The 20,483-nt window shown below is 69.0% G+C and carries 26 protein-coding genes; 20 read left to right on the forward strand and 6 right to left on the reverse strand.

Annotation, left to right across the window (positions count from 1 at the left end):
* The first annotated feature begins 137 nt into the window (after positions 1-137).
* A complete protein-coding gene (locus tag Prubr_RS05465; RefSeq protein ID WP_212822245.1) occupies positions 138-1,619 on the forward strand; it encodes a Fic family protein in 1,482 nt (493 codons plus the stop codon).
* A 30-nt stretch (positions 1,620-1,649) separates the two neighbouring features.
* Positions 1,650-2,012, forward strand: a complete 363-nt coding sequence (locus Prubr_RS05470) for a hypothetical protein (protein WP_212822247.1) — start codon at positions 1,650-1,652, stop codon at positions 2,010-2,012.
* An 81-nt stretch (positions 2,013-2,093) separates the two neighbouring features.
* On the opposite strand, the gene Prubr_RS05475 is transcribed toward Prubr_RS05470, so the two are convergent.
* Positions 2,094-3,272 carry an ankyrin repeat domain-containing protein gene (locus Prubr_RS05475; RefSeq protein WP_212822249.1) on the reverse strand — a complete coding sequence of 393 codons (1,179 nt, stop codon included), beginning with the start codon at positions 3,270-3,272 and terminating at the stop codon, positions 2,094-2,096.
* Positions 3,269-4,195, reverse strand: a complete 927-nt coding sequence (locus Prubr_RS05480) for a hypothetical protein (protein ID WP_246568354.1) — start codon at positions 4,193-4,195, stop codon at positions 3,269-3,271. Before Prubr_RS05480 ends, Prubr_RS05475 begins: the two co-directional genes overlap by 4 nt.
* A gap of 465 nt (positions 4,196-4,660) precedes the next feature.
* Here Prubr_RS05480 and Prubr_RS05485 point away from each other — a divergent pair, with 465 nt between their 5' ends.
* The 4 genes from Prubr_RS05485 to Prubr_RS05500 are packed head-to-tail and all read left to right on the forward strand — an operon-like array spanning position 4,661 to position 8,330.
* Positions 4,661-5,596, forward strand: a complete 936-nt coding sequence (locus tag Prubr_RS05485; RefSeq protein WP_212822251.1) for an ABC transporter ATP-binding protein — start codon at positions 4,661-4,663, stop codon at positions 5,594-5,596.
* Positions 5,596-6,360 (forward strand): ABC transporter permease, encoded by a 765-nt coding sequence (locus Prubr_RS05490; protein ID WP_212822253.1) that lies wholly within the window; start codon positions 5,596-5,598, stop codon positions 6,358-6,360. Before Prubr_RS05485 ends, Prubr_RS05490 begins: the two co-directional genes overlap by 1 nt.
* Positions 6,361-7,713 carry a sensor histidine kinase gene (locus Prubr_RS05495; RefSeq protein ID WP_212822254.1) on the forward strand — a complete coding sequence of 451 codons (1,353 nt, stop codon included), beginning with the start codon at positions 6,361-6,363 and terminating at the stop codon, positions 7,711-7,713.
* Positions 7,710-8,330, forward strand: coding sequence for a response regulator (locus Prubr_RS05500; RefSeq protein ID WP_212822255.1), 621 nt, complete (start codon positions 7,710-7,712; stop codon positions 8,328-8,330). The genes Prubr_RS05495 and Prubr_RS05500 overlap by 4 nt, the downstream gene beginning before the upstream one ends.
* A gap of 182 nt (positions 8,331-8,512) precedes the next feature.
* Here Prubr_RS05500 and Prubr_RS05505 read toward each other — a convergent pair whose 3' ends face one another.
* Positions 8,513-9,997, reverse strand: a complete 1,485-nt coding sequence (locus Prubr_RS05505; RefSeq protein WP_343221603.1) for an NsdA family TPR-like regulatory protein — start codon at positions 9,995-9,997, stop codon at positions 8,513-8,515.
* Between the two features lie 27 nt (positions 9,998-10,024).
* Between Prubr_RS05505 and Prubr_RS05510 the strand changes: the two genes are divergently transcribed.
* Positions 10,025-10,888 carry a helix-turn-helix domain-containing protein gene (locus Prubr_RS05510; RefSeq protein ID WP_212822259.1) on the forward strand — a complete coding sequence of 288 codons (864 nt, stop codon included), beginning with the start codon at positions 10,025-10,027 and terminating at the stop codon, positions 10,886-10,888.
* Positions 10,889-10,913: 25 nt separating this feature from the next.
* On the opposite strand, the gene Prubr_RS05515 is transcribed toward Prubr_RS05510, so the two are convergent.
* Both Prubr_RS05515 and Prubr_RS05520 read right to left on the reverse strand, forming a co-directional pair.
* Positions 10,914-11,111: a hypothetical protein gene (locus Prubr_RS05515; RefSeq protein ID WP_212822260.1), complete on the reverse strand. Its 198-nt coding sequence runs from the start codon at positions 11,109-11,111 to the stop codon at positions 10,914-10,916.
* A gap of 24 nt (positions 11,112-11,135) precedes the next feature.
* On the reverse strand, positions 11,136-11,714 hold the full coding sequence (locus Prubr_RS05520) for a MarR family transcriptional regulator (protein ID WP_212822261.1): 579 nt from the start codon (positions 11,712-11,714) through the stop codon (positions 11,136-11,138).
* A 730-nt stretch (positions 11,715-12,444) separates the two neighbouring features.
* On the opposite strand from Prubr_RS05520, the gene Prubr_RS05525 reads away from it, so the two are divergent.
* Positions 12,445-13,800, forward strand: a complete 1,356-nt coding sequence (locus Prubr_RS05525) for a tyrosine-type recombinase/integrase (protein ID WP_212822264.1) — start codon at positions 12,445-12,447, stop codon at positions 13,798-13,800.
* On the opposite strand, the gene Prubr_RS05530 is transcribed toward Prubr_RS05525, so the two are convergent.
* Positions 13,801-14,178, reverse strand: a complete 378-nt coding sequence (locus Prubr_RS05530) for a helix-turn-helix domain-containing protein (RefSeq protein ID WP_212822267.1) — start codon at positions 14,176-14,178, stop codon at positions 13,801-13,803.
* A 158-nt stretch (positions 14,179-14,336) separates the two neighbouring features.
* Between Prubr_RS05530 and Prubr_RS05535 the strand changes: the two genes are divergently transcribed.
* From Prubr_RS05535 to Prubr_RS37620, 12 genes are all read left to right on the forward strand, one after another.
* Positions 14,337-14,531 carry a helix-turn-helix domain-containing protein gene (locus tag Prubr_RS05535; RefSeq protein ID WP_212822268.1) on the forward strand — a complete coding sequence of 65 codons (195 nt, stop codon included), beginning with the start codon at positions 14,337-14,339 and terminating at the stop codon, positions 14,529-14,531.
* Complete coding sequence (locus tag Prubr_RS05540; protein WP_212822270.1) at positions 14,531-14,812, forward strand: hypothetical protein; 282 nt, start codon at positions 14,531-14,533, stop codon at positions 14,810-14,812. Before Prubr_RS05535 ends, Prubr_RS05540 begins: the two co-directional genes overlap by 1 nt.
* A gap of 105 nt (positions 14,813-14,917) precedes the next feature.
* A complete protein-coding gene (locus Prubr_RS05545) occupies positions 14,918-15,205 on the forward strand; it encodes a hypothetical protein (protein ID WP_212822272.1) in 288 nt (95 codons plus the stop codon).
* A gap of 2 nt (positions 15,206-15,207) precedes the next feature.
* Entirely contained in the window at positions 15,208-15,597 is a 390-nt protein-coding gene (locus Prubr_RS05550; protein WP_212822273.1) for a hypothetical protein, read from the forward strand.
* Entirely contained in the window at positions 15,591-15,893 is a 303-nt protein-coding gene (locus tag Prubr_RS05555) for a hypothetical protein (protein WP_212822274.1), read from the forward strand. The genes Prubr_RS05550 and Prubr_RS05555 overlap by 7 nt, the downstream gene beginning before the upstream one ends.
* On the forward strand, positions 15,890-16,639 hold the full coding sequence (locus tag Prubr_RS05560) for a PD-(D/E)XK nuclease family protein (RefSeq protein WP_212822275.1): 750 nt from the start codon (positions 15,890-15,892) through the stop codon (positions 16,637-16,639). Before Prubr_RS05555 ends, Prubr_RS05560 begins: the two co-directional genes overlap by 4 nt.
* A complete protein-coding gene (locus tag Prubr_RS05565; protein WP_212822276.1) occupies positions 16,632-17,696 on the forward strand; it encodes a hypothetical protein in 1,065 nt (354 codons plus the stop codon). Before Prubr_RS05560 ends, Prubr_RS05565 begins: the two co-directional genes overlap by 8 nt.
* 193 nt (positions 17,697-17,889) lie before the next feature.
* Positions 17,890-18,075, forward strand: a complete 186-nt coding sequence (locus Prubr_RS05570; RefSeq protein ID WP_212822281.1) for a hypothetical protein — start codon at positions 17,890-17,892, stop codon at positions 18,073-18,075.
* Positions 18,072-18,230: a hypothetical protein gene (locus Prubr_RS05575; RefSeq protein ID WP_212822282.1), complete on the forward strand. Its 159-nt coding sequence runs from the start codon at positions 18,072-18,074 to the stop codon at positions 18,228-18,230. Before Prubr_RS05570 ends, Prubr_RS05575 begins: the two co-directional genes overlap by 4 nt.
* Positions 18,227-18,796, forward strand: a complete 570-nt coding sequence (locus Prubr_RS05580; RefSeq protein ID WP_212822283.1) for a hypothetical protein — start codon at positions 18,227-18,229, stop codon at positions 18,794-18,796. Before Prubr_RS05575 ends, Prubr_RS05580 begins: the two co-directional genes overlap by 4 nt.
* 254 nt (positions 18,797-19,050) lie before the next feature.
* On the forward strand, positions 19,051-19,338 hold the full coding sequence (locus Prubr_RS05585) for a hypothetical protein (protein WP_212822284.1): 288 nt from the start codon (positions 19,051-19,053) through the stop codon (positions 19,336-19,338).
* An 823-nt stretch (positions 19,339-20,161) separates the two neighbouring features.
* The gene (locus Prubr_RS37620; protein ID WP_212822285.1) at positions 20,162-20,479 is read left to right on the forward strand and encodes a hypothetical protein; all 318 of its coding nucleotides are present in this window, start codon (positions 20,162-20,164) and stop codon (positions 20,477-20,479) included.
* The last annotated feature ends 4 nt before the right edge of the window (positions 20,480-20,483 follow it).

The following is a 20,483-nucleotide window of genomic DNA, read 5'->3' on the forward strand; positions in this document are numbered from 1 at the left end:
CATCGATCAGGGACCACGCCCGCAACGACAAGGACCAGTGCTCCCTGGCGCACCGATGCGTCCTGCTCGATCCATTCAGGGTGATCGACTGGAATCAGAAGCGAACGATGCCGGCCGCAGTGGCAGGATGCTTGCCGATGACAACGCACGACTCTCGGCAACTGATCCATCCGCGCCTGCTCTCCTGGGCAGATGTCGACCCGGCGCGGCATCCGTTCGACGCCGACGAGGCCCTTCACGTCGTGCGTTCCCTCGCGCCGCCGGTACCTCCCCCTCTGGTGTGGGCCGGTTACGAGTTGGTCGGCAAAGACGAGGCCGACAAGTGGCGTGAGACGGTGACCCACGCCCTCGCCACCCGTTACGGACGCTGGGCCTGTGGCTGGTGTTGGGGAACCGGCGAGGGAGACCACGACGGTGGGCCGGTCGACGGATGGTGCTGCGCCTCCGACTCCATCTCGTCTCCGGACGAGACCCTGGCCCTCGTCGCCGCATCATTGGTCGACTGGCGGGGCTGGCTGGAGGACCTGGCCGAGCGGTTCGAGCGGTTCCGGCCGTTGCTCGATTCCGCGCAGCCGGACGACCTCGTCGTCGGCTGGGAGGTCGCCGTCGGCCAGCTCGTGACCGCGACCGTGGACCGCACGCGCGGCGAAAGCGGTTGGTACAACCACTGCGAGCAGGTCCTCACCTGGTTCCTGACCTTCGCCGGCTTGCCGCCGGAGCAGCACTCGACGCTGATCACCCACGCCATCGGTGGACGCTTCCACAGCTGGGTGGAGCCCTCCGTCACTGAGGTCGCCGACGTCGCCGGGCGACTCGCGCAAGAGGTCGTCGCGCATGGGCCGGCCGATCCGTTCAGTCGGGGACGCCAGCCGGGCGACGACTGGCCGGACACCTGGCCGCAGGACTGGCCCTCCCCACGGGCGACGAACCTGCCGAGCTGGGCCCGGCAATCCCGACGCCGTAAGGACTCGCCGCCCGACGACGACCTGAGCGCGTGGCACAGGATCCGGGAACGCGTCGACTGGCGCACCGCGTCCGGGCCGGTCTCCGGCCCGGTCCGCGGCGACCGCGACGGGATCGCCGAGTACGTCGCCCAGCGCGTGGACGGTGGCACCGAACTGTCCGCCGCACTCGCCGAGGTACGACAGGAAGCGGTCGACGGCGGCCCGCTCACCTTCGCGCGCCTGGCCCGCTGGCAGCGCACCGTGCTCGGCGTACCCGAGGCAAAATTCCGTACCAGTCCCGCCTCCGCCAAAGGCGGCCGCGAACGCTACTACTGGCGGTCGGATCTTCCCGAACTGTTCGAACAGTGCCTGGCCGAGGCGACCGACGACGAACCGCCCCTGCCGTCGAGAGCCGCCCGCGTCTACCTCGACGTGGCGTTCTTCCACCCGTTCGACGACGGCAACGCACGAGCGGCCATGCTCGCGCTCTACTACGTACTCGCCCGTGAAGGCGTGGTCCTCGACCGCGCCACACCGCTGCTCATGACCGTCCGACAGGCACACGACGCACTCGGCGCCGCCGGCCTCGCCGGGCTCACCGGAAAGCTGATCGGCGCCACCCGGGACCGCGCACGGACCTCCCACCCGCCCGACGTCGACAACCCATCCCGCTGAACGATCCTTCCTATCCCTGGAGCGCAGACCATGGCGACGTACGCATTCGTTCGCGGCTGGCTCCAGATCGCCTTCGAACAGCGGACAACCGCCGAGAAGATCATCGATCGGAACCGCCACCCCCTCTACTCCGGCGGCTGGGCCTTCCCGTCAGCGCCGTTCAACTGGACGTTGTACCTGTTCTACGGCGGCGACATCCGACAGCCCGAACTTCCCTGGCTACGCGAGCAGATCGCCGAGATGGCCGCGATGCCGCCGATCGACGATGACGGCGACCGCCCCACCGGCCTGTTCCTGGTCACGGACGAACAGGGACGAGCCGACACCTGGCAGATTCGAAACGGAGCACTGAACGAGCGTCCCGCCCCGGACCTGTCCTGGCTCGACGAATGAACCGGTCGCTCCAAGCTCAGATCCGGCCCTGGAGCTGAGCTGTCCCATCCCCAGCACCTCGTCTCAACTTGCAAAGCACTCCTATTGACGCCGTTGTCGATCGAGTTCTTCAAGCAGGTCGATGATCTCCAGCCTGCTCGTGCCGGCCGGCATGCTGCTCGTGGTGCCGTAGGCGAGTTCGACCAGAGCCGAGCGTGCTGCGGCGAGTTCGGCTGCGGTGGCATCCAGTTGGTGCCAGGATGCGTTGTCCGCCGGCATGATCTCGTTACGCAGCCGATCGGCGAAGGCCCGCGCCGTCTCGGCGTCGGCGCCTGTCCGGGTCTCCCACTCGTCGTCGCCGAGGTCGTCGAGGGCGATGACGATGACGCTTGCCAACAGATGAAGCATCTGTAGGTCGCCGGCGAGTCGAACACCGGTCGCGGCGATCCGAATCGTGGTGCGGTTGATCGGCACGTCGTCCAGGCCTACGTGACGTTCGCCCAGCATGAACTGGACGTTCTGACGCTGCCAGCCACGGGCCAGCCGCAGCGCGGACATGCCGTCGACGCTGACCGCGTTGACGGCGGCGCCGGCCAGCAGGAGGGCGGCGATGACCTGTCGTTCGTTGCGTTCGACCGCGTGCATCAATGCCGTACGCCCCTGCCCGTCACGGGCATCCACGTCGGCGCCGGCCCGCAGAAGTACGTCCACCGCGGCGTGATCGCCCCGCCGGGCCGCCACGACGATTGCCGGCGTGCCGTCGGAACGCCGCTGGTTGGCGTCCGCACCATACGCGAGCAGGAGACGCAGTACCGCGGGTGCGACGGACCGCATCACCGCGGCGATCAGAGGCGCCTCCTCGTCAGGTCCTGGTCGTGCCCCTGCCTCCAGCAGCAGCCGCAGCGCCGCAAGAGCGGACGGACCCGGGCTGAACCACGTACGGGACACAGCGTCGGTCAGCACACTCGACCTGGCGGCGGGCTCCGCCGCCAGCGCCCCGTGGGCGACGAGGAACCGCACCACGTCCAGGTGCGTCTCGCGCACTGCGGCACGCAGCGGCGACGCGTCGTAGGGATCGGCGGGTCCGACGCGGGCGCCAGCGTCCACCAGCCGGGCCACGATTCCCAGCTGGCCGTTGCGGGCGGCGTCGGCCAGCACCGACCATTGGATCCGGCCAACCATGGCATTCGGATCAGCGCCGTCAGCCAGCGCCTGCCCGACAGCCGCCTCGTCACCGGCCCGCACCGCCTCGACCAGGCGCTGCACGACATCGGGGTTCATCGGTCGTCACCTGTCGGGTCGGTGAACGCTCGTAGGCGTAGCCGTGCGGCGACGTTGTCGGCGAACCAGGCGAAGAACGCGCGCTCCGAGTCGAGACCCGCGCGGACCGTGTCACACCAGTCCGGCCGGTCGAGCACCGCCAGGTACTGCCGCACGATGTGGTCACGTTGTTCGGTGGTGCACCCACATCGCTGCGGAGCCTTGCCCGCCAGATGGTCGGCGATGACCGCGGCATCGACGTACCTGTGAACGGTCGGCGCCTGCCGGGCAAGGTGCGCCGCGTGCGCGGCCAGGACGATCGGCGCCGGCGGATACCGCTCGAGGGTCATGCCCATGCCACCGCAGTCCGCCATGGTCTTCAACAGTCGGCCGGTGTGGTCGACCAGGGCATCGTCGACCTCTGCACCCACGATCGCTTCGTGCAGGTGAGCCGCGGTCGCGACCTGGCCGGCGTAGTAGCCGTTGAGGAAGTCGCCGTCGCAGGCGTGACGCAGCAGCCACCGACGCGAGGCATCGTCGCTCCGTCGACAGAGCGCCTCCACGACGTAGACCCGGCCCCAGCCGGCAACACGCTGGGCCAGCCACAACAACGCCGGCCCGCCCCCGCGACGCCGCTGCAGCGCCTCGGCGGCCAACGGCCCGAATCTCTCCGACAGCAGGCCGATGGTCTGGATCAGCGGGATGTCTTCCTCGGCCCGGTCCGTGGCGAGCAGTGCCAGGCCGACGGTAACGTCGCATCGCTCGGTGCCGTGCCGCACCAGCCACCGACCGGTCTGCCGCACCCGTTGCCGGTCCGCGCGGAACGCGGCGGCGGCAATGTGCGTGTTTGGGTGAATCGGAACATAGACGTCGTGGAACGCGTCGGTGAGTTCGCTCGGTCCCGCGTCGGCGTTACCGAAATGCCTGTCGAGAATGGCGGCCACGTCGGCGCCGTCGAGTCGCCGATCGTTCCGGGTCTGCGGTCGCCGCCGGCTGTGGTGGAGCGCGTTGTCCGGATACGGCTCGCCATCACGCGGCAAGGCACTGTCAGGATCTTGCTGGTGTAGGCGCAGAGCGTGCGCGAACAGAGTGGGCTGGGCTCCGAGCGATCCAGGCTCGGTCGTCACGCTCACCGGCGGACGGAGGACTCGATTCTGTCGATCATGGCCGGAATGATGCCAGCCCGGACTCGTCGAGACAAGCAGAGTTCGTCAGGCGAGCTCAAGGAACGGCAGACGTGGCCATCGAATACCCACTGAACCTCGAAGGGGACATCCCCCTGGAGCAGGTGGCCGCACTGGCTGCCGCAGAGGTGCTGTAGATCCACCGATCGGTGGAGGCGCGAATCAACCCGAGCTCAGACGCTGCGGTCGATCTGGCGAGGTGCGGTGCGTCCGTAACTTCGCAGTATGACCGCGTTGGAGGTACGAAATCTGCACAAGCGCTACGGGCAGCACGTTGCCGTCGACGACGTCTCCTTCACCGTTGAGGAGGGGGAGGTCTTCGGCATCATCGGGCCCAATGGCGCCGGCAAGACGACAACCGTCGAGACCATCGCCGGCCTGCGAACGCCCGACTCGGGCTCGATCTCTGTGCTGGGACTCGACCCGATCAAGGACCGGGCGGAGGTGCGTGAGCGACTCGGCGTGCAACTGCAGGAGAGCAGCTTCCCAGACGCGATCAAAGTCGCCGAAGCCCTCGAGCTCTACAGTTCCTTCTACCGGAACCCCGCCGACTGGCGCGAGCTCATGGAACTCCTTGGTCTCACCGAGAAACGCAACACGAAGTACCAGGCCCTCTCAGGCGGGCAGAAGCAGCGGCTTTCCATCGCGCTCGCTCTGGTCGGCAATCCGAAAATCGCGATTCTGGACGAGCTCACGACGGGACTGGACCCGCAGGCGAGGCGCGACACCTGGAGCCTCATTGAGCGGGTTCGTGACACAGGCGTCACGATCCTCCTTGTCACGCACTTCATGGATGAAGCGGAGCGCCTCAGCGACCGGATCGCCGTCATCGATGGTGGCCGGGTTGCCGCAGTGGATACGCCCGCAGGGCTGATTGCGCAGTCGAGTGCGGTGCAGCAGGTCCGGTTCCGCGTGAGTCAACCGCTGGACAAGCGTGTCCTGACCGAGCTTCCCGACGTGACCAATGTCGAGATCACCGAGGGCCGCTGGCTGGTCACCGGCAGGGGACAGCTTCTGAGCAGCGTCGCAGGGGCTCTCGCCAGGGCGCAGGTCGTGGCGGAGGATCTCCGCGTCGACCAGCGCAGCCTCGACGACGCGTTCGTGGCCTTTACGGGACGCGCTCCCGAGTTCCCGGAACCCGCCAAGAGGAGCGTTGCCTGATGCGTGCTTTCCGGAAGATGGTCAAGGTCGAGACGAGACTCTTCCTTCGAGACTCTGCCACCGTCGTCTTCGGTGTGCTGTTCCCGGCGGGACTCCTGCTCGGGCTGGGTGCCATCCCGGCGCTCAGAGAGTCGTCGCCGGAAACCGGCGCGCTCCGGGCCATCGACATCTGGGCGCCGACCGCACTGGTGTTCGGGATGGTGATGATCGCCGTGCAGCACGTCCCGGCGGTGATCGCGACGTATCGTGAGCGCGGCATCCTGCGCAGGCTGTCGACCACTCCCGCGCATCCGCGGAGTGTCCTGCTCGCGCAGATGATTGTCGCGTTCGCCTCCGTGGTCGTCTCCGCGGCACTCATGACCTTCCTCGCGTGGGCGGTGCTGGATATCGCGCCGCCCGAGCGCCCCCTGGAGTTCGTCGTCGCCTTCATCGTCGGCTATGCGGCACTGCTCGGGCTCGGCATGATCTCCGCGGCCGTGGTCCGCACGAGCAGTGCCGCGAACCAGGTCGGTACCCTCCTGTTCGTTGCGCTGATGTTCTTCGGCGGAGCCTTCCTGCCCCGTGCCCTCATGCCCGACGTGCTGCGCGAGGTCGGCGAAGTCATACCGCCCGGGCTGCAGGCTCTCACCGCGGCGTGGTCCGCCGAAGCGGGCGAGGTCACCGCCACCGCCGGCGGGCAGCCCTTCTGGCTGCAGATTGCCGTTATGGCGGGTATCGCGGTGACCGCGAGCGCGGTCGCCGCTAAGCTCTTCCGCTGGGAGTAGATGTCGATGATGCGGGATGCCGGGGCCGGTGAGCGCCCGAGCTTCGGGACGCACGAATCTGCCATCGCGGAAGAGGCGGAATTCGCGAATCGCTCCCGGTTGGCCTGGAAAGAGGAGCAGCTGCGGGTCTGGGACCTTCTGCAGTTGATCACACCGTGGCTGCTGCTGACGATCTCGACGGCTATCTACTTCTCGTGGGCGCTTCCGGCCTCCGGTGAGCGCTTCAGGCCCGAGGGCCTATCCGTCCTCGGGCTGGTCGCGGTCTCGGTGCTGTGGGTGCTATTCGGTCACACGTTGCCCATCAAGAGAAGGACGCTCCGGCCCGTGTCGGCGGGCATCTTCTTCGTCGGGCTGCTGGCGCTGAGCGTCACCCTCATGACGTACTCCGATATCTTCCTCGTCTTCACCATTACGGGCTTCTTCCACGCGTACCTGCTCAGGCCCTGGCCGTTGGGGGTACTCGGAGTCCTGGCCACCTCCGTTGCCCTCAACGGCTCGGCGATGCGCGTGTGGGCCGACCCGACCCCGGACAGGCTCGCGGAGTTCATCCTGATCGTCTCCGTGCAGACTGCGGCGATCGGGGTGGGCATCCTGCTGACGGCGCGCAGCGAACCAGAGGAACGCAAGCGGGAGGAACTCGTCGAGCGACTCGAGGCGGCACTGCACGAGAACGCCGGGCTCCATGCGCAACTGGTCGCCCAGGCCCGCGAATCCGGGGCGCAGGACGAGCGGCAGCGACTGGCCAGTGAAATCCACGACACGCTGGCCCAGGGTCTCGCTGGCATCATCACACAGCTCCAGGCAGCGGAGCGTTCCGCGAGTGTGCAGGGCGAGACGGAAGAACACGTTGCGCGTGCACTTCGGCTCGCGCGCAGCAGTCTGACCGAGGCCAGACGGTCCGTGCAGGCGCTCGCTCCCCGGGAACTCGGACGAGCGCACCTCCCCGACGCGCTGCGTACGTTGACCGAGCAATGGTCGGAGGACCAGGGAATCAGCGCGCAGGTGGAGGTCACCGGCACCCGAGAGCCACTGAGCCCGGCGATCGAGGTGTCGCTCTTCCGGGTCGCGCAGGAGTCGCTGACCAACGTGGCGAAGCACGCGGATGCCTCGCGCGTCGGTGTCACGCTGTCGTACACGGGCACCGAGGTGCTGTTGGACGTGCGGGATGATGGACGCGGGTTCGCGAAAGGCGTCGGCACCGGCTTCGGCCTGACGAGCATGCGCCAACGCATCAGAGGGGTCGGCGGTCACGTCGTGGTGCAGAGCGCACCGGGTGAAGGGACATCCGTCAGTGCGCGCGTTCCGGCGATCGCCCCCGGGGGCACCAGAGCAAAGGGGGAGACCGACCGATGATTCGACTGGTAATCGTCGACGACCATCCGATCGTGAGGGGCGGTCTTCGCGACACCTTCGCGGACGCCGAGGACATCGTTGTGGTCGGTGAGGCCGGGGACGGCGCCGAGGGCATCGAACGTGCGAAGCTGCTGGCAGCCGATGTCGTACTCATGGACCTTCGAATGCCCGTGATGGACGGCGTCGCCGCGACCGCGGCCCTGTGCGAGCAGGCCCCGAGTGTCCGGGTGCTGATCCTGACCACCTTCGACAGCGAGAGCGACGTACTGCCGGCGATCGAGGCGGGTGCGATCGGATATCTCCTGAAGGACGCTCTGCCCGACGAACTGATGCGAGCCGTCCGTGCAGCCGCGCGTGGAGAGTCGGTGCTCGCACCGTCGGTGACGCAGCACCTCATGGGGCAGGTTCGGAGGCCCGGCGCCGGCACACTGACCGATCGAGAGAAGCAGGTACTGCAATTGGTCGCGAACGGCAACTCGAATCGAGAGGCCGCTACAGCGTTGTTCATCGGCGAAGCCAGCATCAAGACCCATCTGCAACACATCTACGACAAACTCGGCGTTCGTGATCGAGCCTCGGCGGTGGCCGAGGGCTACCGCCGTCGCCTGCTCACATGACGCCCCCGCTGCTGGCCACCGCACGGAAGGACCGTCGCGAGCGGCATCGAGATCGGAATGGACGACGATGTTCGCCAGGTCGCGGTAATGCGGCTCTTCGAAGACGGGGTGTAGAGGTCCCCGGTAGCGGCTGACAGGATCAAGAAAGGCGCCGCCACACATAGTCGCGAACGGCGGCCTTGTCAGGCAACGGAATCCTTGGAGCGTTTCGGTCGGTGTGCCTCGAACGCGTCCCGGAGGTCGGTGGCCTCTGGAATCCCGGCCTGTGTGACGCCCTGGAACACCTCGACGGCGCGCCACCAGTTCGATGGCACGATCCTGCCGGAGGTCACCGCGGCAAGAGCCTCGGAGCTGGCCTCGTCGGGTCGGCCGGCGGCGAGCAGTGCAAGTCCGAGGTCGAGCCGGGCCGAGGCGACCCGTCGGGGCCGGGATACACCGCCGGGCTCGGATTCCAGTTCGCGGATCGCGATTCTGGCGAAGCCTTCGGCGGCCGAGTCGCCTACCCATGACAGCGTGGTCGCGGTGTAGCTGACCGCTTTCGCCGGGTCGTAGCGGTAGTGGTGTTCGGGGTTGTCGGGCGTCGGCAGGTTACTGACGAGACGGTCGACGCGCGCCAGGGAGCTACGTGTTTCCGATGCCGCGCCCATTCGTGCCCAGGCCCTGCCCTCCTGCGCGGTTGCCTGGATCAACGCCGAAGAGCCGACCGGGGCGACAGCCTGCGCCCGCTGCGACAGTTCCAGCGCTTCCCGGTAGCCGCCGGCGGTGAGCAGTTCCCACGCTCTGGTCTCCAGGCACCAGGCGGCGATCTCGGCGTGCCCCGCCTGGCCGGCCATCTGCTCGGCGGTCCTGAGCCAGGCCCGCGCCGCATCCCCCTGTCGTAGGTCGATGTGCAGCGTCGCGGCAAGCAGGGCAAGCCACCCGCCGGTGACAAGCAGTTGACGACGATGGGTGAGGGTCATCCGGGCGTCAACGAGAGCGCTGACGTACGCCAGGTGCCGCCGTACCTGTGGCAGCAGCTCCTTGGGCGGCGTCCGGGCGTAGGCCATGGCCATCTGATCGGCGACCTGTTCGAGCCGGCCGAGGGTGCTGTCGCTGACGTCGCTCGCCTCGATCCGGCGCGCCAGCTCGATCGCCGCCATCTCAGCGTCCTGGCCGTCGACTGTCGCTGCCGGTGAGGTCAGAAGGGCTGCTCCGCCGTCGCGGCTGACGGCTGGAACGGCTGCGACTACCGTCTCGTCGAGAAGCGTCTGCAACTCGTCGGCGGTCACGTTCAGGGCGGCGGCGAGCGCCGGCCTGATCCACGGCTGCGGCTCGGTGGCTCCGCTCTCCCACCGCACGACCGTGGACCGCTCGACCATCAACCGCTCGGCAAGCTTCTCCTGACTCAAACCGGCCGCCTTACGGCGTTGAGCGAACCGGACCCGCTTGCTGCCCATCGGTGGAGCCCCTTCGGGAAGTGCGTCAGGGTTCCCACGGTAGCGGCCCGTCCGCCCTACCCGCAGGCCGTGACGCCCGATGCCCCACAGATGCCTCACAACCACACCACACACGCCGTGGGTTCCCATCGCCCAAACCGATTTCCTTGAACGCAGCCGGGCCGGCGATGCCGGCCTACCTCGCTTCCCGTCGCCGGTCCGGCCTTCCAAGCAACAAGTCGATAGCCGCATACCGCCGAAACGAAGGGTGACGCCCCCGTGCCGTTCAAGGAACCCGTCCGCAAGACCCTGCGCGCCCAGTGGCTCGGCTACCTCATGCGCGAGTTACGCCGCGAACGCGGTGTCACGCTCAAGGAGGCCACCGAGTACCTGAACCGCGACCATTCGGCGCTGGCCCGGTACGAGCGGGCGGAATGGCCCTTCAAGCGCGACGACGTGATGGCCCTGCTCGACATCTACGGCGTCGACGACCCCGACCGCCGCGCACGCATCCTGAAGCTGTCCGAGGAGTGCTGGCGCACCGGGGAGTGGGACCTCGACTACGCCGACGAACGCCACAACCGCGGCTACGTCGACCACGACTGGCTCGAAGAACACGCCACCAGCATCAACATCTACGCCACCCACCTCCTCCCCGACCTGCTCCAGACCCCCGCCTACACCGCGCACGTGATCCAACTGCGGGAACGGACGAAGAAGCGCACCGAACACCAGGGCCGACTCGTGGACAAGCTCATCGCCCGGCAGCGGGCGTTCGAGGCCCGCACCAACCGCCTCAACGTCGTCATCGACGAAGCCGCCCTCCACGTGAAGACGCCCGAGCCCGACCTGATGCGCGAACAGCTGGCGCACGTCGCGGCCCTCGCCCAAAGGACCCGGATCAACATCCAGGTCATCCGGTCCGAGGTGAACATCGCCGCCCGGGCCTGGGGGCCGTTCGAGTTGTTCCTGATGCCGGACCCGTACCCGGAGGTCGGATACCTCGACAACCTCGCCGGCCGCATCTACGTCGAAACCCCACACAGCAAACGCTTCGTCCTCGCCTACGAGCAACTTCAACAAGCCGCCCTCAACCCCAGCGACTCCATCAAGGTCATCCGGCAGGCGGCCGAGCAGGCGTAGCCGTCAAAGGCGGCCGAGCAGACGCTCAGGGCGCGAGATCGATCAGGCGCCGACGGGTGCCGGCCTCGCCCGGCACCCGCCACACCGCCTCGTTCGGCCACTGCCGGCCCAACAGGTCCATGTTGCTGGTGGCGATCGGCGCCCGGACCGGACGACGGGCCAGGTCCTCGAGAAGGTGCTCCTCGTGGTCGGTGTCGCGGGCGACGACCAGGACCGCGCCCACGGGTACCGCCGGGTCGGTTCGGCGCTACCCGGCCAGCAACACCTCCAGGCCGGCCGTACGCTGCTCCTCCTCGCTCAACAGGCCACTGATCCGGGCGTTGTCGACGTGGACCAGGAACCGCAGACAGCGCCCGTCCTCCAACCACACCCCGAATCCGTCGGCGCGCAGATGCGCCAGGCCGTGCCCCCGCAGCCACACCGACGTGTCCATCGTGGTCAACCACCCGAACAGCTCGCACCGGCCGGGGTTCCGCCGCGACGTCTCGATCAACGGCAGGAACAACAGCCCGTCCGCCTCGTTCCAACGCCGCCGTCCCAGTTGCAACGGCACCGGCCGCCCCGACGCCGCCAGGTCCCGGCCCACCAGATCGGTGCCTTCGGCGGTGACGCCGTACCACCAGGTGTGGGTACGGTCCTCGTCGGACCGTCGCCGCTCGACCAACTCGGCGCCGTGCAGCCGTGTCAGGTCCCGGTGTGCGGTCAACCGGGGCACCCCGACGGCCACCGCCACCTCGACCGTCGTCGCGGTCCCGTGCAACGCCAGGAACGACAGGACCCGCCACTGCCGCGACGTCAGCCGGCGCGAGACGGCCCGATCCCCCATCCACCAATGATCCACCGACCGCCTACGGACCTCCACAGGCAAACACGTTCTGTAGTCGCCGCCCCGGGCGATGGACTCAACCCCGAATACCGGCGCCCCGGCGGATCACGCCACCGGAACAGCCACCACAGGCAGCCCCGGCGGCTCCACAAAACCCCCGCATCTCCCAATCGGGCTTTGTCAGAGGTTTTCCATGATCATTGTTCAACAGATCAGCCAAAGAGACGAAGACGAAAGTAGTAAAAGAAACAAAACGACGACGGCCATTTGATCTTCAAAACAACCGCCCACCACGCCCACACGGGCCACCCCAGACGCCAGAACGGGCACTACCGACGGCCTCGACGGCCCCATGGCGCGACCCGCACACCAACGAATCCAACTACCCTGCGTCACCAACGACAGGATCGGAACGCCGACAGAAGATAGGACATACCGGGCGGAATCACGCACCCGCTCCCGAGCACCCACCGAGCGCCCGGCCCCGAACCCAAAACATGAAAAAGGCTCTGATCTGGTTTGAAATCCCAGCTCAGAGCCTTGATCGTTGGTGCGCCGCCAGGGACTCGAACCCCGAACCCGCGGATTAAGAGAGGGCTGTCCGTTCCATTCATGACCTGCCAGTGTCCGCATTCGTTCCGATTTGCCATGTGCGCTGAACACGCCCCGTCGTCGTTCGGCCCGGTCAGCGGGTGGCTCTTGTCCCCCTGGGGACATACCCTGTCCCCTCGTGGCGAGCATCGAGCAGCGCGGGGACTCCTGGCGGGTTGTCTGGCGATACAACGGTGACAAGCAGTACACCACATGGCCCGCAAAATCGTACGCAGAGCAAGCAAAAGACCTTGCCGAGGCGCACCGCCACAAAATCGACGCCGACAAGGTCTATCGCGAAATACTCGAGGAAGCAGACACCGTTTCCGATTCCACGGCAATGACGTTTCGGGAATGGTGCCAGAAGTGGCTTCCGGCGAAGACCCGAATAACCGAACGCGTACGCGCAGACTATCGGGCGCAACTCATCAACCATATCTACCCGCCATTGGGTGACGCGAAGGTCGGCCTGGGTGACACGCCGATTGATCAAATTACTGGACTCGACATCGGCGCCTGGGTCAATGCCCAGCGCGCCAGTGGCGCGCACAACAAGACGATCACCCGTCGGTATTCGCTGCTCCACTCGGCGCTCGAGGCTGCCGTGCGGCAGGAGGTCATCCGGTCGAACCCGTGCGGGCAGACCGATTTCGTTCGAGATCAAGTGGCTGAGGACGACGTCGACCAGCACGAGCCGGTGTACCTCACCCACGAGGAGTTCGCCCTGCTCCGGGCCGGCTTCGACGCAAAGTGGTGGCCCTTCCTCGACTTCCTAGTTGGAACGTCGGCGCGCTGGTCGGAGGCGACCGCGGTCGCGGTCGAGCATGTGGTCGCGCCAACGGCGAAGAGCGACCCGAAGATCCGACTGTGGCGGGCGTGGAAGCGTGGTGCCCCGGGCTCCCCTCGCTACCTGGGGGTGACGAAGGGGCGGTCCCGGCGGGATCTACGGGTGACCCGGAACCTGTATGACGCGGTGATGCCGTTGGCGGCTGGCCAGCCGAAGGGCACGCTACTGTTCCGCACGGCCAGCGGTACCGAACTGGACTACAGCAACTTCTACAAGCAGGTGTGGCGGCGAGGGCTGCGGGCCGCGATGCAGTGTCCTAACCACCCTGCCCCCGACCGGGGCCAGCCGCTCGAGGGTGCTCGTGGCCGGTGCCGGGACTATGGCGGCGAGAAGAAGGACGGCACGCCGTGCGGGGCGCGGGTGAAGCCGGGAACGACCCGGTGCCTGCCTCACTCGGGTCCGAACCCGAACGCTGTCGCGGCGTGCGACTGCCCAGGGGTGCTGCGTCGGTGGTGCACCCCGCACGACCTACGGCATACGTCGGCGGCGTGGCTTCTGTCGGCCGGCGTCCCACTGCTGGTGGTCTCCCGGCGCCTAGGCCACGAGCAGGCCAGCACGACGAGCGAGATCTACGGCGGGCTCCTACCTGATGCCGATGACGCGGTGCTGGACGTGCTGGGGCGCGCAATGCAGACCGAGAAGGACTAGCTAGCCAGCCTGCCGGCCGGCTTGGTTCGCCTGCTCGATCATGTCCAGCAGGCGCAGCATGGTCTCGCGCTGGTCCTCGTTGAACATGGGGTCCTGCTCAATCGCCTCGCGCGCAGATACCGCGGTTGGGCCGGTGCCGGGCGGAGTGATCCGGGCAAGGCTGAGCGCTTCGTCTCGGTCGATGCCGAGGGCGTCCGCCAGGGCGTTGACGATCCGCGGCTGAGGGGGTCGCTTCCCGACCTTCAGGCGGTCGGTGGTGCCGCGCGGGATGCCCGACTGGCGTTGCAGTTCGACGTCGTTCCAGCCGCGTGTGGCCTGTTCAGTCTTCACGCGTAGCCAGAAGTTGTACGCGACTCCCCGTTCAGACCGTTCAGGCATGTAGCAGGTTGTAGCACGGCGACCGGTTTCGGACATAGAGCCAACCTCACATGCGCCTAAACAGACTCGCATCGTGCAACAGGTTGCAACGAGTCGAGACGGAAGCTAACGTGTTGAACGCACAACATGTTGCAGAAGCCGTCAACGTGGGAGCGCGAGTGGATCAGCAGCTCATGACCATCGCCGAAGTGGAGCAGTACCTCCAGGTCTCCCGGTGGAGCGTCAAACGCCTCATCGAGGCCGGACATCTCGAGGCCACCAAGGCGGACGGACGCAACGGCGCGGTCCGGATTTACCCGGCCAGCCTGCGGGCCTACGTCGAGTCCCACACCGTCACCGCCAAGGAGGAGTGATGACCACCCCCCTGCCCCGACTCCACCCCTTCCCCCGGGTGGCCGCGGAGTTGGGCATCCCCCTGCGCGTACTGCGCGAGGGGTCCTGGGCCCGCAAGTTCACGCACATCAAGGCCGGTCGGGAGCGCTACTTCACCGACGAGCAGCTCGCCGACTTCATCGCCTCGTTGACGGTCGCCTCTACGGCGACGGACGCCGAGGAGCAGCGGGCTGCCGACCTGGCGGAGACCCGCGCCCGGGTCGAGCGGGCGCGGTCCCGACCGCGCCGCCGTGCGGCCTGACGAGAGAAGCCCCTGCCGTTGGCGCGGCAGAGGGCTCACCACACACCAGTGCCCCGCCGCCACCTGCCAGTGCCCAGCGGGACGCCAGACGAAGGGATCGTACCCGTGTCCAAGCCCAGCAAGCCGCCGGAGCCGCAGCCGCGGCGTCCGCAGCCGGCGACCAGGCCGGCGAACCCGCCGGTCATCCTCCCCCGGCACCCGCGCTACACCGGCACCGCGGTGGCGGTGCTCGAGCGGCCGGCCGCCGACTGCTACGTCTGCCTCGCCCCGGGCGCCACCGACCGGACGTACGGCGTCCCGCTGTGCGGCCGGAACGTGTGCGAGCGGGCGTTCCGGGAGTGCGGCGACTGCGGCAGCCCGAACTCCGGCTCCTGCCCGTGCGGGGCGTGGTGACCATGCCGTACCACGTCCTGGCCCTCGTCGCCGTCATGGTCGGCCTCGTCGCCGCCGTCGCGATCGGCGCCTTCATCCACGCACACCGCGACCTGAAGACCGTGACCGGTGAGCGCGACGCCATTGCCGGCCAGCTCGACCGGGCCCGGATCCGGGCCCGGGTCGACTCCGCCCGGGTGCAGGAGTTGCGCCGCCGCTGCGACGGCTACCTCACCGACCTCGACGCGGTCACCGAGGCCACCCGGCCGCCCGTCGCCGCGCAGGCCGCGCTCACCCCGGACGACCCGGTGCTCGACATCGCTGCCGCGCACCAGCACTCGCTCGACCTCGCCACCGAGTGGACCGCGTTCGTCAACTCCCTTCCCGTCGCTGACAAGGAGCCGCCGTGCTGACCGTCGAGACCCGTCCGGCCCGGTACGAGGGCCGGCACCGGCCCGGCCACACCGACACCACCGGCCGCCGCATCATCGCCGCCCCGGTCCCGCCCACCTACAGCCCGCTGCCGGGCCGGGTCCGGCTGTCCCTCGCCCCGACCGCGCACGCCGACGACTGGATGCCGGCCGGCGTCGACGAGCTGACCGGCCGCATCGAGCGCGTTCTCGCCCCGGCGGTCGACGACACCCAGCAGATCCCCGCGGTCGTCAACGACGGCCCGTGGTTCGCCACCACCACCGGAGAGCAGGCATGACGCTCAAGCGCATCAACTACGGCCGCGGCCACGGCTACAAGATCGATGGCCAGAAGGTCGACGGCGTCACGACGCTCATCAAGGACGGATTGCCCAAGCCGGCGCTGCCGTACTGGTCGGCTCGGACCGTCGCCGAGTACGTCGCCGACAACTTGGACCAGGTCGCCGGGATGGGCGACATGGGCCGAGCGTCGATCGTCGCCGCCCTCAAGGAGGTGCCCTGGACCGCCCGCGACAAGGCGGCCGTCAAGGGCACCGAGGTCCACAACCTGGGCGAGAAGCTGATCCGCGGCGAGGAGATCGAGGTGCCCGAGCACCTCGCCGGCCACGTCGACGCCTACGTCCAGTTCCTCGACGACTGGAAGCCCGAGCCGATCCTCGTTGAGGCCCCGGTCGGGCACCGCCGGTGGAGGTACGCCGGGACGCTCGACATGGTCGTCCGGCTTCCCGACGGCCGGACCGTGCTGGCCGACATCAAGACGGCCGCGTCCGGGATCTGGCCGGAGACCGCCTACCAGCTCGCCGCGTACCGGCACGCCGAGGTGTACCTCGACTCCGACGGCGCCGAGCAGCCGATGCCCGTCGTCGACGCCGGCTTCGCAATCTGGGTGCGCGCCGACGGCTACGACGTGATCCCCGTCGAGTGCGGCGAGCGCGTTTTCAAGGACTTCCTCCACATCGCCTGGGTCGCTCGCGCGGCCAAGGACAACAAGGCCCTGATCGGAGAGGCGATCCGCAATGACTGAACTTGCTGTCCGTCCCGCCACGAACGGGTGGGGCGTCGTCGATCACATCCAGCAGCCCGCCCCGGGCCCGGCCCGGCAGGACCTGGCCGAGTGGGTCGCACAGGCCCGCGAGGTCGCCAACATCGCCGACATGCTCTGCCGCACGAGCTTCGTGCCGAAGGCGTTCCAGGGCAAGGCGGCCGAGTGCGCTGCGGCGATCCTCGCCGGCCAGGAGATGGACATGTCCCCGATGGCCAGCCTGCGCGCCATTGACGTCATCGAGGGCAAGCCCGGCCTGACCGCCCTTGGCCTCCGCGCCCTGGTCCAGTCCAAGGGCCACGAGATCTGGGTCCACGAGTCCACCGCAACGCGGGCCATCGTCAAGGGCCGCCGTCGCGGCTCGGACAAGGTCGAAAGCTCCACGTGGACGATGGACCGGGCCAAGCACCTGGCAGGTAAGGACAACTGGCGGAAGCAGCCGACGGCCATGCTGCTGGCCCGGGCGACCGCCGAGTGCGCCCGGCTCATCGCCGCCGACGCGCTGCTGGGCATGCCGTACTCGACGGAGGAGCTGGCGGACGGCGCGGACGTGCCGGTCTCCGCCGTCCCGGACACGACCGAGGCGAAGCCGACCACGGCGCGGCGTACCGCCCGCCGGGCCCAGCCGAAGGCCGAGCCGGCCCCGGTGCCGGAGCCGTCCCTCGAGGACCCGGAGCAGGTGCCGGCCACGGTCGCGGCGATCGACGACGCCGTGGCCGCCGGCGCCAGCGCGCCGTGGCAGCCGGGTGAGCGCGAGGAGATGACCGCCGACTCGGAGCCGGGCATCACCGACGCGCAGATCACGAAGCTGCACACCTCGTTCAGTAAGCAGGGCATCAAGGACCGCGACGCGAAGAGCGCCTTCATCGAGCAGGTCACCGGCCGCCGGGTCGGCTCGTCAAAGGAGCTGAGCCGGCGCGAGGCGATGCGGGTCATCGACGCCCTCGAGGCGCCCGCGGTCGAAGAGCCGCCGTACGACGACGAGCCCGGGTTCGACGACGACTGGCCGACGGTGCCGGTTATCGGCGGCGGGCAGTGACCCACCAGGACCCGGGCGCCGCCGCCGGCACCATCCCGACCGAGCCCGGCCGGTGCGAGTGCGGCGACCTCGAGCCGATCCACGTCATCGGCCCGCGCGGTCGCGGCGCCTGCTCGGCGTCCACGTGCGACTGCAAGCGCTACGTCCCGGGGGTCGGTGTCGCGCCGGCCCCCGGGGCCCCGGCCGGTGCCCGATGAGCGGCCAGTGGCTCCTGGCCACCGCCGCCACGGGCCGGATCATCCCGGCAGACGGCCCGTACCCGCACGTGGAGGGCGCGACCGTCACCAGCCCGCGGACCGGCCGCCCGGTGCGGCTGACGCGCCGGGACTGCCACGCCTGCATCCGGGCGGAGACGCCCGACCTCGAGGTAGTCCGGTGAGCCGCGTCGACCAACTCCGGGCGCTCGTCGACGAGCGCTGGCCCGACCGGGCCGCCATCGAGCAAGAGCGGCCCGACCCCGCGGCGCTCCAGGCGCAGCGCCGCCAAGACCTGATCACAGCCATGTCCCGCCGTCCGAAGGAGTGCGACGCATGACCACCACCGTCACCGTCGGCGACCTGCACAAGGTTCTCGACATCCTCATCCCGTTCACCGCCTCCGACAGCTACGAGGCGCCGACTCTGGCCGCCGTCCACATCGAGGCCGCCCCCTGCCGCGGCGGACTCGTCGGCCAGGCCACCGACCGGTACGTCGTTGGCCACATGCGGGTCAACGCCACCGGCGACGACCTCGCACCGACTCTCGTGCCCCGCCGCTGGGCCAAGGTTCTGCGCCGCGCGCTCTCCGCCGTGCCCGAGAACACCCTGGCCACCCTCCGCCAGATTCCCGGTCGCACCCGGTCTGAGAACCGCCTCGAGGTGTCTACCGAGCCGCTCACGATCAGCATCCAGATCGGAACCGGCACCTTCCCCGACCTCAGCAAGGCGTTCAAGGCCGCCGCCGCAGACGGCCTGACCGCCCCCTGGGGCTCAACCCGGCCCTCATCGGCCGGTTCAGCCGAGCCCGCGCGCACATCCAGTGGGAGCCGCCGCGCTGGACCTTTTCCGGCCCGGAGGCCCCGATCCGAATCGAGATCGGCACCGCGTTCGTCGGCCTGGTGATGCCCGTCCGGCTCCGCGACAACGACCTGTCGCCGGTTCCGATCGGCCTGACCCCGCCCGCCGAACCGGCCCTGAGCCGACCGGCGAGCCCGCCCAGGCCGAGCCCGCGACGTTAACCCCCGCCAGCTGATCCCCTTCCCGGACGCCGGCCCACCTCGAGGTGGGCCGGCCCGAAGCCCGACCTTTCGAAAGGGGTGAGCGCCGTGGCTACCGACTCCCCTCGTGCATCCTCGGTCTGGACCGAGATGCCGTTCATGCGCGGCCCCATCGGCGCCGAGCGCCTCCGCGCCTGGCTGCCCACCCAGCGCACCAACCGCACCCGCGCTACGAACCGCCGCGAACGGGTCCTCGCCCACGACTGGGCCCGGACCCGGCTCTGCCAGATCCTGCAGCTCACCGACGCCCGGAAGTGGAACGGCTACGTGCCGCCCGGCGTCGACGAGCACGGACGGCCGGTCCGCGACGAGCGGCGGCACGCACTGATCGAACTGCTCCGCGACGTCCAGGCCGCCGACGAGCAGGCCGCAGGGAGCACCGAGTGAGCCAGTCGCCGCTGCACCGATGGCAGTTCGATCGGGCCCTCATGGCATCTGAGCTGCCAGGGCCGGCCCGGCTGATCCTGTTCGTGCTGGCCGCGCTTGCGAACTGGCCGGGCGGGCTTATCCCGGCGCGGTTCGGGCCGTCGCTGACGACGCTGGCCGAGAAGACCGGGTTGTCCCGCCGGGCTGTCGCCGCACACCTGAACGACGTCGAGCGGACTTCAGAGCAAGACGGGTGGGTGGTCCGGTCGCGGCCGACGAAGGAGTCTGCGCGGTCGAAAAAGGAGCGGACCCAGTACCAACTCTGCATCCCGGCTAGTGCACGTAGTGCACTAGAGCTAGTGCAGGAGGTGCACTCCTCTAGTGCAGGAAATGCACTAGCTAGTGCACCTGATGCACCAGAGCTAGTGCAGGAGATGCACCGGGCTAGTGCACCAGGTGCACACAGCCCAAGCCTTTCCAAGCCTTTCCAAGCCGCAGCCAAGAAGCAGCCTGCGGGATCCGCCCCCGAACAGATCGTCATCAAGGCCACCGGAGCCACCCCCGACGAAGCCGCCGCCGTCGTCCGCCGCGTCCAAAACGAGCGCAACCCGCGATCCCTCCGCGGCCTCCTCAACCGCATGGCCACCGACGGCGACCTCCCCGACCTCCTCCAGGAACACCGGGCCGCCGCCCACCGTGCCGCAGTCTCCGCGGCCCTAGACGAAGCCCGCCGCGGCCCCGCCTGCGAACACACCATCCCCGGCGGGCGCGCACCCCACCCCACCACCGGCGAACCCCTGTGCCCGCAGTGCCGGGTCAGGGCCCGACTGAAGGTCGTGACCGGATGACGCTCACCAGCCCCAGCCGAGCCGGCGCCACCCGCGCCCTCGCCACACCCCGACTCGCCACCAACGCCCGCAGCCGACCCTGCCCGAAGTGCGGCGCCGAACCCGGCCAGGCCTGCCGCACCCGCGCCGGCGGACGCGTCCAGGGCGTCGACACCGGAGGCGGCTACACCCGCCCCCTCAAGCACGTCCACGCCGAACGCAAGCGCCCCCGGGCCGTCAACCCGGACCCGCCGCCAGCCACCCGCGGCCCGCACGTCGACGAGCCCCGCCTCGCACGCCCCATCACCACCGCCACCGCACCCGCCCACCTCTGAGGAG

The organism is Polymorphospora rubra, from assembly GCF_018324255.1.
Lineage (GTDB): Bacteria > Actinomycetota > Actinomycetes > Mycobacteriales > Micromonosporaceae > Polymorphospora > Polymorphospora rubra.